We start from the raw sequence: 11,625 nt of genomic DNA on the forward strand, positions 1-11,625 counted from the left end.
GGGCCGAACATGAGGTTTCGCCGGATGAAAAGCTTAGCAATGGCCTGGTTCGCCGCGGCGAGCCTCTCCGTCATGTTCGTGTCGGTTGCTCCCGCCGGCGCGACGAGCACGGACGAAGGCAGCCTGGGGACAGCCGTCGTCCCGACCGAGACGATCTATCCCGGCGATGTCATCAGCAGCGGCCAGCTCGAGGAGGTCGAGGTCACCAATCCCAACCTCAGCGGCGATTACGCCAAGCGGCTCCGGGACGTCACCGGCCTCGTGTCGAAGCGCACGCTTCTGCCCGGCCGGACCATCTCGATCTCCGCCCTTCGCCAGCCCTATGCGGTGACGCGTGGCCAGAACGCACGCCTGGTGATGAGCATGGGCAGCATGACGATCACCGCGGCCGGAACACCGCTGGACGACGGTGCGGTCGGCGATAGCGTGCGGGCTCGCAATCTCGATTCAGGCATCATCGTCAGCGGCACGGTGCTTGAGAACGGTACGATCCGCGTGGTTTCGAAATGAAAAGGCTTCGCCACTTCCTCGCGGTTCTGCTGGCCTTGCCCGGCCTGGTCGTCGGCGACCCGGCCTGGGCGATCCAGTCACGCATCAAGGACATCGCCTCTCTGCAGGCCGGCCGCGACAACCAGCTCATCGGCTATGGCCTGATCGTCGGTTTGCAGGGAACGGGCGACAGCCTGCGCGCCTCGCCGTTTACCGAGCAGTCCATGCGCGCGATGCTGCAGAATCTCGGCATCTCCACCCAGGGCGGCCAGTCCGCCGCCAAGAACACCGCCGCCGTGATGGTGACGACCAATCTGCCGCCCTTCGCAAGCCCCGGCAGCCGCCTGGACGTCACGGTGAGCTCGCTCGGCGACGCGACCTCGCTTCGCGGCGGTACGCTGATCATGACCTCGCTCAGCGGCGCCGACGGCCAGATCTATGCCGTGGCCCAGGGCTCGGTCATCGTCTCCGGCTTCCAGGCGCAGGGGGCGGCCGCCAGCGTCACCGAGGGCACCACGACCGCCGGCCGCGTGCCGGGCGGTGCCATTATCGAGCGCGAGCTGCCGTCGCGGTTCAAGGATTCGGTCAATCTGGTCCTGCAATTGCGCAATCCGGACTTCTCCACCTCGGTCCGCATCACCGATAGCGTCAATGCCTGGGCGACCTCGCGTTTCGGCGCACCGATCGCCGAGGCCAAGGATTCGCAGGAGGTCACGATCAGCAAGCCGAAGATGGCCGACCTGACGCGGCTGATGGCGGATATCGAAAATCTCGCCGTCCAGACGGATACGCCGGCCAAGGTGGTCATCAACGAACGCACCGGCACCATCGTCATCGGGGCCGACGTCCGCGTCTCGCCGGTCGCGGTCAGCTATGGCACGCTGACGGTTCAGGTGAGCGAAAATCCGCAGATCATCCAGCCGGAACCCTTCTCGAACGGCGAGACGGCGGTTCAGGACCAGACGGATATCACCGCGACCAAGAGCGGCGGCCGCGTCGCCGTGCTCGAAGGGCCTGACCTGAAGACGCTGGTCTCCGGTCTGAACAATATCGGCGTCAAGCCGGACGGCATCATCGCCATCCTGCAGGGCATCAAATCGGCCGGCGCCCTGCAAGCGGAGCTCGTGCTGCAATGAGATCGATCGCCATCGCCCGCAAATTGCTGATCGCCGGCCGCGCCGCGGCGGCTCCCGTCGTGGCCGCGCTGCTGCTGTCGGTCTGTGCCGTAGAGGCGCAGGAGGCCGCAAAGCAGCCTGCCGATCCGGCGTCGAGCCAGGACGAGATCCGGCGGTTCTGCACCAACATCGCCGATCCGGCCCGCGATCAGCGTTATCTCCTGCAGAAACAGGAACTGGAGAAACTGCGCGCCGACGTCGATGAGCGCATCGCCACCATGGACAAGCGCAAGGCGGAATACGAGGACTGGCTGAAGCGCCGGGACGATTTCCTCAAGACCGCCGACCTCGGCCTGGTCGATATCTACAAGAACATGAAACCGGATGCGGCCGCGGCAAGCCTCAACGATGTCAAGGTCACGGTGGCCGCGGCGATCATCATGAAGCTTTCCGCACGCCAGTCGAGCCTCATCCTCGCGGAAATGGATGCACAGAAGGCGGCGGTGATCACCAACATCATCGCCAGCGCGTCCGATCCGAATACATCGAAGTCGAAGGACCCCTCATGAACATGCGTCTAACGGCCACATGCGCGATCGTCGTTTCTCTCGTCGGCTGCCAGTCGCCGCAGGCTCTCAAGGAAATCGGCAGGGCGCCCGCCATGAGCCCGATCGGCAGCGGTTTGCAATATGCGCAGACGCCGCAGATGTCGCAATATCCGAAGCGCCCGCATCAGGTCGCGCAAGGCTATTCGCTCTGGAACGATTCGCAGGCAGCGCTCTTCAAGGACGCGCGCGCCCTCAATGTCGGCGACATCCTGACCGTCACGATCCAGATCAACGACAAGGCGGACTGGGATAACGAGACCAATCGCAGCCGCACGAACAAGAGCGACATGAATTGGGATATCTCGGCCAAGATCTTCGGCTGGAAACCCGCCACCAACGCCGATGCGACCTCGGGCTCCGATACCAGCACCGACGGCAAGGGCAAGATGAAGCGTTCCGAGCAGCTCAACCTGCTGGTGGCCGCCGTCGTGACCGGCATTCTCGAGAACGGCAACCTGATGATCAGCGGCTCCCAGGAAGTCCGTGTGAACCAGGAAATCCGCATCCTCAACGTCGCCGGCATCGTGCGGCCGCAGGACGTCACCTCGGAGAATACCATTTCCTACGACAAGATCGCCGAGGCGCGCATCTCCTATGGCGGCCGCGGCCGTCTGACGGAAGTCCAGCAGCCGCCGATGGGGCAGCAGGCGGTCGATCTGCTGTCGCCGCTCTGACGGTCGGCAGCAGGCACTATTTGTAAACGGGCGGATGAGAGACATGGCAGCAACCGCAGACGCATCGGAAAAGGGCAAGGGATCGCCGCTGGTCATGACCATTGCCGGACTGCTGGTCCTGACGGTTCTCGGCGGCGGCGGCGGCTGGTTTCTCGGAACCGTGGTCGCGCCGAGGATCAAGGCGGCCACGGCCGCCGTACAGGCGTCGGCCAAGACCGGCGAGGGTGAAAAGCAGGCGCCGGCGGCCGTCGAGCCTAATATGGTCCCGTTGGAACCGATCATCGCCAATCTCGGCTATCCCTCGCAGAACTGGATTCGTCTGGAAATCGCGCTGGTATTCAAGGGCCAGCCGGATGCGCAGCTCGCCGGCGCCATCCACCAGGATATCCTTGCCTATATCCGCACCGTCTCGCTGCAGCAGATCGAAGGCCCGCGCGGCCTGCAATATCTTCGGGATGACATTCAGGAACGTGTTGACCTGCGCTCGGAAGGGCGCGTATCGAAAGTCATGTTCAGGACTTTCGTGATCGAATGATTCGATTATTACTTGTTTTATCTACATTAGTATTTGCTATATTGTCGCCCGAGCTGGCGATGGCGCAGCAATTGCCGCAACAGATCCCGACGGATCTCCTGAACGTCCCAGTGAACGGGTCGGTCGCGGCTTGGATCATCCGCACCTTCGGGCTGCTGACGATCCTGTCGATCGCGCCCGGCATCCTCATCATGGTGACGAGCTTTCCGCGCTTCATCATCGCCTTTTCGATCCTGCGCTCGGGCATGGGTCTTGCGACCACGCCGTCGAACATGATCCTGCTCAGTCTGGCGCTGTTCATGACCTTCTACGTCATGTCGCCGACCTTCGATCAGGCATGGAAGGAGGGCGCGCAGCCGCTTTTGGCCAACCAGATCTCGGAAGCGGATGCGGTTGTGCGGATCGCCGAGCCCTTCCGCACCTTCATGGCCAACAATACGCGTGACAAGGACATCAAGCTCTTCGTCGATCTCGCGCAGGAGCGCGGACAGACGGTGGTGATCGACAACAAGATCGACTATCGCGTCCTGATCCCGGCCTTCATGATTTCGGAAATCCGCCGCGGTTTCGAAATCGGCTTCCTGGTGGTGCTGCCGTTCCTGGTGATCGACCTGATCGTCTCGACCATCGTCATGGCGATGGGCATGATGATGCTGCCGCCGACATCGATCTCGCTGCCCTTCAAGATCCTGTTCTTCGTGCTGATCGACGGCTGGAACCTGCTGGTCGGCAGCCTCGTGCGCTCTTTCCATTAATCTGCGGACGCAACACCTGCATCGCCAGCCTTGCGTCCATGGCTGACACGGCGGCCTGTAGTGACATCGGCAGATGCGGTGGGCTGGATCTATGCGGGATTGCCACATTCATTGCCGTCGGCTTGCTTCTTGAAGCTGCGATCTGGCCCCAATGGGCTTTACCACGATCGATGAACGATCTGGTCCAGATGGTCGGCAATTTTCTAGTAAGGCAGGCCTTGGAATAGTGACCGGGACGCCAAGGCTGTCCGCCTTGCCGTCCCCGTCGATCTCGCTTTCCTATTCGGCGGCGATCGCCGCTGCATTCGCGCTCTCGTCATGGAACGGCTCGGTGCGCCGAGGCAGGGCCGCCACGTCCATGTGATCCGGCTGCAGGCCTTGCCGGGCGCGGGCGGCCATCATGTCATAGGCGGTTTCCAGATGGCTGGTGAAGCGTTCGGCGTCGAAGAGCGGCATGACGTAACGGTTCGCCACCAGGGTCTCCTTGAACTTGGCGACACGCTCGGGCTGTCCGGCAAGCTCGACGGCCATGTCTTCATAGGCCTGGACATCCGCGGCCACCAGCTCCGGGACGCCGATGGCGTTGAGCAGGCTTTCGCTGACGCGTGAGGCGAAGTTGGTGCCTTTCATCGTCAGGACCGGCAGGCCGCCCCAGAGCTGCTCCGAGGTGGTGGTATGACCGTTCACCGGGAAGGTGTCGAGGCCGAGATCGGCAAGCTGCTGGCGGTCGATATGATCCTCGTAGCGGATACGGGTGGTGAAGACGACGCGCTTGCGGTTGACGCCGCGCGCCTCGAGCCGCGCCCACAGATTGGCTTCGGCGCGTGGGCCGTTGCAGAGCAGCCAAAGGACGCTGTTCTTGCTGCGCTTGAGGATATTGCACCAGACGTCGACCATCTGCGAGGTGATCTTGCGGTTGCCGTTGAACGAGGCGAAGACGAAGGCATCCTCTGGCAACCCGTGCTGGGCGCGTGTTGTCGGCCGTGGCTTCGGGCGATAGATCGGGTCGTTCGGCTGATAGCATTCCGGCAGGCGGCAGAATTTCTCGTGGAAATGCGGCTTGGAATGATCCGGCAGCACGTAGGCGTCGCCGATGATGTAGTCGAGGTCGATATTGACGGCGGTGCCGGGAAAGCCGAGCCATGCTACCTGGATGGGGGCGGCCATGTGATTGAGGATGCGCGCTCGGCTATCCTTGGTATGGCCCTTGAGGTCGACGAGAATATCGATGCCCTGGGCGCGGATGGCCTCGGCGGCGGCCTGATCGGAGAGGCCGCGGATATCGATCATCCGTCCCCAGCGCGAATAGTCGAACTCCTGCTCGCGCTGCGAGGCGAGCGGCGAATGGTCGAAGAGGGTGATCTCGAACCGGCTCCGGTCGTGCAGCTCCAGAATCCGTTGCATGAGCTTCATCGTCGCATGGCCCGGCCAGAAGTCTGCCGAGAGATAGCCGATGCGGATCTTGTCGGACCAGGCATGTGGCGCCCGGCGGCGTGCCTCAGCATGTCCTGCCGGCAGCGGCACGGTATCGTGGAATGCAAGCTTGTTGATGGCTTCGTCGCCGCACCAATGCAGGTGGAAGAATGGGTTATCGGGCGTGACATGGTCGAAATTTCCAGCCGCTATGGCTGCCTTGACCGGCGCCATGTGCTTGTCGACCGTTGCGAGGTCGGACACTTCGCGGGCGAAGATCAGGTAGAGCGTGCGGAAGACGATGTTGTCGGGATGGTTCTTGAACAGTGTCGCGACGATATGCCGGTTGCTCTCGTCGTAGAGGTCGTCGGTCAGCAGTTTTGCGGCCATCAGCCGGTGCCGAAGCTCCGGTCCGTCGACCAGCACGGTCTTGAAGCCGGTGAGCAGTTCCTTCTGCTGACGGCCGAGGAAGATGCGGACCAGCGCATAGGCCAGTTCCGGGTCCTTGAAAGCCAGCGGCAGGATCAGGCTGCCGATCGACAAGGCCTGGTCTTCATTGCCGCATTCGGCATGGAGCAGCAGGGCTTCGCGCAGATAGTCCTCGCGATGGGGCTTCTGCCGGCCGGCCAGTTCATAGGCCTTGGCGGCATCCGATCTGAAGCCGAGCTTGAGCAGCGTTTTTGCCAGCAGTGCGTAGGTCTTGGGCGACGTATCGGTATTGAGCAGCTGGTTCAGCGTTTCGAGCGCGCGCGTATATTGTCCCTTCTGGTAGAGATTGGACGCTGTCACAAAGGTGTTTTTCATGGTCACGAGCGAGAACTCCGAGCGAAACGTTGAACAGGCGCCGGCCGAAAGCCGAGGTCCGTCATCCTGGATTCGCGGGATCATCGCGCACGTAGCTTGCCTGAAACCGAAGCGGCGGATGATTGCGCCCTTTACGCATTGTTAGCCACGTTGGTGACAGCCGTCTTCGCGGGCGGTCCGTTTAAGGAATTCGCAAGCAATGCATGCGAGCTTACCCTCCACATGACGGGTTTGGTCCGCTAGGAAATGGGGCCGAGGAGCATGAAGCCGCTCCGTCATCGCCGGTATTCGAAGTCCGGTATGTCCTCCTTTTTGTATTCAGTTTTCGGGGACACACTCATGACCAGCATCAACACCAACAATTCCGCAATGGCCGCCCTCCAGACGCTGCGCAGCATCAGCAGCAACCTGCAGGACACGCAGAACGCCGTTTCGTCCGGCCTGCGCATCTCCAAGGCTTCCGACAACGCCGCCTATTGGTCGATCTCCACCTCGATGAAGTCCGACGACAGCGCCCTCGGCGCCGTCTCCGACGCTCTCGGCCTCGGTGCCGCCAAGGTTGACACGGCTTCCACCGCCGTCACCAGCGCCATCGACGTCGTCGGCCAGATCAAGGACAAGCTCGTCACCGCCATGGAAGGCTCGGTCGACAAGGACGCTGTCCAGGAAGAAATCGGCCAGCTCCAGGCACAGCTCTCGAGCGTTGCCCAGTCGGCTTCGTTCAACGGCGAAAACTGGGTCATGGCTGCGAGCGGCGACTCCGCTTCGGTCGTTTCCTCGTTCATCCGCGGCAGCAACGGCACGGTTTCGGTCAGCACGACCTCCTACGCCTTCGATACCGGCGCAACCGGCAACGTTCTGTTCGGCTCGAACTCCGGCACGATCGACACCACGTCGGGCATTCTCGGCACTGTCACCGGCTCCTACTCGGTCTTCAGCCTGGATATCTCCAGCATGACCTCGGGCCAGATCTCTAGCGCCCTCGATATGGTCCAGACCGCTCTGAACGCGCTGACCAGCATGGGTTCGAAGCTCGGCTCGATCTCCAGCCGTATCGACCTGCAGACCAGCTTCGCTTCCTCGCTCTCCGACTCGATCCAGTCGGGCGTTGGCAAGCTGGTCGATGCCGACATGGAAGAAGAGTCCAGCAAGCTGTCTGCTCTGCAGACGCAGCAGCAGCTGGCTATCCAGTCGCTGTCGATCGCCAACTCCTCGAGCCAGTCGATCCTGTCGCTCTTCCGCTAAGAGCAGAAGCTGGCGTCTGACGCCAGACGAAAATCCTGAAGAAGAAGTTAACCGCGCCTTCCTAAGGCGCGGTTTTTTTTATATTTTTTGCCGTGCCTCGGTTCAGATTTTCTTAACCATATTGCTGTTTTCTATGCTCATTGAAACGGCGAGTTAACCTTAACCAACTGGGTTAACAGGCATGATGCTGAGTGCCGTTACCGGTTTTTAGGTCCGGAATGTCCCTTATCCAACAACTGCCAAAGGGGCAAATATCATGACGAGCATCCTTACCAACAATGCAGCAATGGCCGCTCTGCAGACGCTGCGTGGCATCAGCAGCAACCTGCAGGACACGCAGAACGCCGTTTCGTCCGGCCTGCGCATCTCCAAGGCTTCCGACAACGCCGCCTATTGGTCGATCGCCACCTCGATGAAGTCTGACGATAGCGCCATCAGCGCCGTCTCCGACGCCCTCGGCCTCGGTGCCGCCAAGGTTGACACGGCAACCACCGCCGTCACCAGCGCGCTCGACATCGTCAGCCAGATCAAGTCCAAGCTTGTCACCGCGATGGAAGATTCCGTCGACAAGTCGTCCGTCCAGGAAGAAATCGGTCAGCTCCAGGCACAGCTCTCGAGCGTTGCCCAGTCGGCTTCGTTCAACGGCGAAAACTGGGTTGTGGCCGCCAGCGGCGACTCCGCTGCCGTCGTTTCCTCGTTCATCCGCGGCACCAACGGCACGGTTTCGGTCAGCACGACCTCCTACGCCTTCGACTCCGGCGCAACCGGCAACGTTCTGTTCGGCTCGAACTCCGGCACGATCGACACCACGTCGGGCATTCTCGGCACCGTCACCGGCTCCTACTCGGTCTTCAGCCTGGACATCACCGGCATGACCTCGGGCCAGGTTTCCACTGCCCTCGACATGGTCCAGACCGCTCTGAACGCCATGACCAGCATGGGTTCGCGCCTCGGCTCGATCTCCACCCGTATCGACCTGCAGACGACCTTCGCTTCCTCGCTCTCCGACTCGATCGAATCGGGCGTTGGCAAGCTGGTCGATGCCGACATGGAAGAAGAGTCCAGCAAGCTGTCTGCTCTGCAGACGCAGCAGCAGCTCGCCGTCCAGTCGCTGTCGATCGCCAACTCCTCGAGCCAGTCGATCCTGTCGCTCTTCCGTTAAGAGCAACGGCCGGCGCTTCGCGCCGACGGCACTATCCGAACTGCGAATTCACCGCGCCTTGTCCAAAGGCGCGGTTTGCCTTTTCAAGGCGTGCCGTTCACGCCGTTGCCTTCTTGCGCAGCGCGGCGACGAAGGCGTCGAACAGCTTGCGCATCGCCACCTGCTTGTAGGGATAGACCGTGGCGCTATCCATGTTGTGAACCACCATGGCCACATCGAGTTCGAAGACCAGCAGGCGCTCGTCGGGCAATTCGGCGCAGTCTATGCCGAAATAGTCGAGCCCGATGCGGCGGTGGAGCGCCTCGAAGCTCTCTTTGTGGCGGATTGCGAAATCCGTGTCGAAATCCTCCATCCACGTCTGTTCGACCGCCCGCTTTGCCGCGCTCTCCGCCATGCCGGCGCTGAGATAGTGCACCATCCAGTGCTCCGAGAGCGCCATGTGGCTGGCAAAGGCCTTGCCATGGATGAACACCACGCGCTGCTTGTTGTACAAGCCGTCGGCACCGCGAAAATCGATGAAGGGCGCGACGTAGAGCTCGGGTGCCGGCTGCGTCTCGAGCCACGCCGAGAGCGCCGGGAGGTCGGCGAGGCGTTCCATCCCGTGGCCGGCATGCGTGCTGATCGGCCTGACGACGAGTGGAAATGTAAGTCCAGGCGCACAGTCATGCAGCTGTTTCTCACCCGCGCCGACGGCAACGAGATCCGCGCGAGGCACGCGATGGGTGCGCGGCGACAGGATCGAAGGCTCGCCGGCCAGCATGTCGCTCACGCCGTCGCGCGTCAGTTGCCGGATGAGCTCCGGATCGTTGTTCATGATCGGGCCGCGGAAATCGGCCAACAATGACCGCATTCGGGCAAGCACCGGGGCATTCTCGGTGGACTCGCCGATCGCCATGAAGGCGACATCATGCTCCGGCAGGTCCGCAAGCGCGGTCGTCCCGGCATCGACGTGGCAGAGCCAGAGGCGGCAATCGCTGCCGACCAGCAGGAAATCCAGCGGCGTATTGGCCATGAAATCGCCCGGCGTCACGAAGGCCAGCAATCGCGGTCCCTGGCCATTCCCATGCACCACGCAGAAGTCGCGTTTCAGCGCCACGGCATCGCGCAGCATCTGGCGGGCATCGTCGGCGCGGCCGACCGTCTGCAGGATCGTCGCCATGTCGAAAAGGGCCGCCGCATCGCCGGCATTTTCGCCGACGCGCTGGGCCAGCTCGTTCCAGAGCGGCGTCACGTCGGTGCCGGCATAGATGAGCGAGACGATCTTCTGCATGCCGAGGATGCGGCTGGCTTTGTCGATGTCTGCGAGGGTATGGTCGGCGGCAAGGCCGCGTGTCATCAGCATGGGTGCAAATCCTGTCGGGAACCAAGTTTCAAGACGCCCTGGATCAGCGCGTCAATGTCGGCTTGCCTTGTGCGGTGGTTGACGATCGCCGCGCGAATGGCCGGCTGTCCGTTGACGAATGTCAGCGACGGGGCGACTCGCCCTTCGGCATGGAGATGTTCGATAATCCGCGCGTTGATCGCCGCTGGCGCGTTGCCTTTGGGGCCGGCATAGGCAAAGCAGACGATGTTGAGCGCAACCGGCGCAAGCAGCCTGAGCGCGGGTTCCGCATCCACCCGGCGCGCCAGCTCGCGCGCCAGGGCGCAATTGGCGGCCATCGATTCGCCAAGCGCCTTGACGCCGTAAGTCTTCAGGGTGAACCAGGTTTTCAGCGCGCGAAAGCCGCGCGACAGGTCGGGGCCGTGGTCGCAGGGCCACCAGTCTCCGCCCGCAAGCCCCGAGGCGGCGCGGCTGAGATAGGCCGCATCCGAGGCGAAGGTCTGGCGCTGCCACGCGCTGTCGCGAACGAGAAGGAAACCCGCATCATAGGGAACCTGGCCCCATTTGTGGAAATCGAAGGCCAGCGAATCGCAGCTTTCGATGCCCGTGAACAGGTGGGCGAGGTCATCGCTGAGAATGCCCAGGGCTCCCAAGGCGCCGTCGACGTGAAAATGCAGGTCATGGGCGTCGGCGATGCCGCGCAGCGCGATGAGATCGTCGACCGCGCCGGTATTGACCGTTCCCGCCGTTCCGACGATCAGGAAGGGCAAATAGCCTTCTTGCCTGTCGCGGAGGATCGCGGCTTGAAGCGCTCCAATGTCGATCTGTCCGGCAGCATTGGCGGGGATGCGCCTCAGCTGGTCGCTGCCGATGCCCGACATTTCGAAGGCGCGGGGCACGCAGCCATGCACCTCGCTCGAGGCATAGGCCACGAGCCGAGGCTCCGCGGGCAGTCCTTCGGCGCGTATGGCGGCGCCGAGCTTGCGCGTCCTTGCGATCAGCAGCGCGACGAAATTGGCTTGCGAGGCGCCCGTCAGGAACAGGCCGCCGGCGGTGTCCGGAAAGGAGAAGATCTGCCGCACCCATCGGATGATCTGTCGCTCGACCTCGATCGGCATGTGGTCGCGGCCGCCGAGATTGGCGTTGAGGCCTGCCGCCAGCATGTCGGCCAGCATGCCGGCAACCGTTCCGCCGCCTTGCACCCAGCCCATGAATCCCGAATGGATATTGCCGCTGCCATAGGGCAGGACGTGGTCGCGGAACAGGGCGTGCACATCGGCGATTTCGGTGGGTTCGACGGGCAGGGGCACATCGAAAAGCGCGCGCGCTGAAGCTGGCGCGGCTTGCCAGACCGGCTTTTCGGAGAGCGTCTGCAAATGGTCGAGCATGTCGTCGAGCATCCGGTGGCCCTGTTGGCGCAGGGCCTGCCAATCGGCGGGGTCGAGGCTCGTCCGTTGCCGGGAGACATCCCCCGACAATCCGCCGCCTTGCAAATTCAACATGT

Annotated in this window: 11 protein-coding genes; 8 read left to right on the top strand and 3 right to left on the bottom strand. The window is 62.6% G+C overall.

Going from position 1 to position 11,625, the window contains the following annotated elements; all coding sequences use genetic code 11:
- Positions 1-9: 9 nt before the first annotated feature.
- Genes flgA through fliP form a run of 6 tightly spaced genes read left to right on the top strand, consistent with a single transcriptional unit; the run spans position 10 to position 4,176 of the window.
- On the top strand, positions 10-510 hold the full coding sequence (flgA, locus tag FHX11_RS06050) for a flagellar basal body P-ring formation chaperone FlgA (RefSeq protein ID WP_184356089.1): 501 nt from the start codon (positions 10-12) through the stop codon (positions 508-510).
- Entirely contained in the window at positions 507-1,625 is a 1,119-nt protein-coding gene (locus tag FHX11_RS06055; RefSeq protein WP_184356091.1) for a flagellar basal body P-ring protein FlgI, read from the top strand. Before flgA ends, FHX11_RS06055 begins: the two co-directional genes overlap by 4 nt.
- Positions 1,622-2,173, top strand: coding sequence for a MotE family protein (locus tag FHX11_RS06060; RefSeq protein ID WP_184356092.1), 552 nt, complete (start codon positions 1,622-1,624; stop codon positions 2,171-2,173). Before FHX11_RS06055 ends, FHX11_RS06060 begins: the two co-directional genes overlap by 4 nt.
- Positions 2,170-2,886: a flagellar basal body L-ring protein FlgH gene (gene flgH, locus FHX11_RS06065; protein WP_184356094.1), complete on the top strand. Its 717-nt coding sequence runs from the start codon at positions 2,170-2,172 to the stop codon at positions 2,884-2,886. The genes FHX11_RS06060 and flgH overlap by 4 nt, the downstream gene beginning before the upstream one ends.
- A gap of 34 nt (positions 2,887-2,920) precedes the next feature.
- On the top strand, positions 2,921-3,421 hold the full coding sequence (locus tag FHX11_RS06070; RefSeq protein ID WP_184356096.1) for a flagellar basal body-associated FliL family protein: 501 nt from the start codon (positions 2,921-2,923) through the stop codon (positions 3,419-3,421).
- Positions 3,418-4,176: a flagellar type III secretion system pore protein FliP gene (gene fliP, locus FHX11_RS06075; protein WP_184356098.1), complete on the top strand. Its 759-nt coding sequence runs from the start codon at positions 3,418-3,420 to the stop codon at positions 4,174-4,176. Before FHX11_RS06070 ends, fliP begins: the two co-directional genes overlap by 4 nt.
- Positions 4,177-4,455: 279 nt before the next feature.
- Here fliP and FHX11_RS06080 read toward each other — a convergent pair whose 3' ends face one another.
- Positions 4,456-6,399: a glycosyl transferase gene (locus FHX11_RS06080; RefSeq protein ID WP_184356100.1), complete on the bottom strand. Its 1,944-nt coding sequence runs from the start codon at positions 6,397-6,399 to the stop codon at positions 4,456-4,458.
- Positions 6,400-6,732: 333 nt separating this feature from the next.
- Between FHX11_RS06080 and FHX11_RS06085 the strand changes: the two genes are divergently transcribed.
- The gene (locus tag FHX11_RS06085; protein ID WP_184356102.1) at positions 6,733-7,638 is read left to right on the top strand and encodes a flagellin; all 906 of its coding nucleotides are present in this window, start codon (positions 6,733-6,735) and stop codon (positions 7,636-7,638) included.
- Between the two features lie 256 nt (positions 7,639-7,894).
- Complete coding sequence (locus FHX11_RS06090; protein WP_184356104.1) at positions 7,895-8,800, top strand: flagellin; 906 nt, start codon at positions 7,895-7,897, stop codon at positions 8,798-8,800.
- Positions 8,801-8,897: 97 nt separating this feature from the next.
- Here the strand turns inward: FHX11_RS06090 and FHX11_RS06095 are convergent, their stop codons facing one another.
- Together FHX11_RS06095 and FHX11_RS06100 are read right to left on the bottom strand one after the other, a co-directional pair.
- Positions 8,898-10,142, bottom strand: a complete 1,245-nt coding sequence (locus tag FHX11_RS06095; RefSeq protein ID WP_184356107.1) for a tetratricopeptide repeat-containing protein — start codon at positions 10,140-10,142, stop codon at positions 8,898-8,900.
- A complete protein-coding gene (locus FHX11_RS06100) occupies positions 10,136-11,623 on the bottom strand; it encodes a pyridoxal-dependent decarboxylase (RefSeq protein ID WP_184356109.1) in 1,488 nt (495 codons plus the stop codon). Before FHX11_RS06100 ends, FHX11_RS06095 begins: the two co-directional genes overlap by 7 nt.
- Positions 11,624-11,625 lie beyond the last annotated feature (2 nt).

The sequence above is a fragment of the Rhizobium sp. BK602 genome, from assembly GCF_014195095.1.
Classification (GTDB): Bacteria; Pseudomonadota; Alphaproteobacteria; order Rhizobiales; family Rhizobiaceae; genus Rhizobium.

Bases quoted from the DNA above. Each gene is read 5' to 3' on its own strand.
- flgA (WP_184356089.1), top strand. From the start codon at position 10: ATGAGGTTTCGCCGGATGAAAAGCTTAGCAATGGCCTGGTTCGCCGCG.
- FHX11_RS06055 (WP_184356091.1), top strand. From the start codon at position 507: ATGAAAAGGCTTCGCCACTTCCTCGCGGTTCTGCTGGCCTTGCCCGGC.
- FHX11_RS06060 (WP_184356092.1), top strand. From the start codon at position 1,622: ATGAGATCGATCGCCATCGCCCGCAAATTGCTGATCGCCGGCCGCGCC.
- flgH (WP_184356094.1), top strand. From the start codon at position 2,170: ATGAACATGCGTCTAACGGCCACATGCGCGATCGTCGTTTCTCTCGTC.
- FHX11_RS06070 (WP_184356096.1), top strand. From the start codon at position 2,921: ATGAGAGACATGGCAGCAACCGCAGACGCATCGGAAAAGGGCAAGGGA.
- fliP (WP_184356098.1), top strand. From the start codon at position 3,418: ATGATTCGATTATTACTTGTTTTATCTACATTAGTATTTGCTATATTG.
- FHX11_RS06085 (WP_184356102.1), top strand. From the start codon at position 6,733: ATGACCAGCATCAACACCAACAATTCCGCAATGGCCGCCCTCCAGACG.
- FHX11_RS06090 (WP_184356104.1), top strand. From the start codon at position 7,895: ATGACGAGCATCCTTACCAACAATGCAGCAATGGCCGCTCTGCAGACG.
- FHX11_RS06095 (WP_184356107.1), bottom strand. From the start codon at position 10,142: ATGCTGATGACACGCGGCCTTGCCGCCGACCATACCCTCGCAGACATC.
- FHX11_RS06100 (WP_184356109.1), bottom strand. From the start codon at position 11,623: ATGTTGAATTTGCAAGGCGGCGGATTGTCGGGGGATGTCTCCCGGCAA.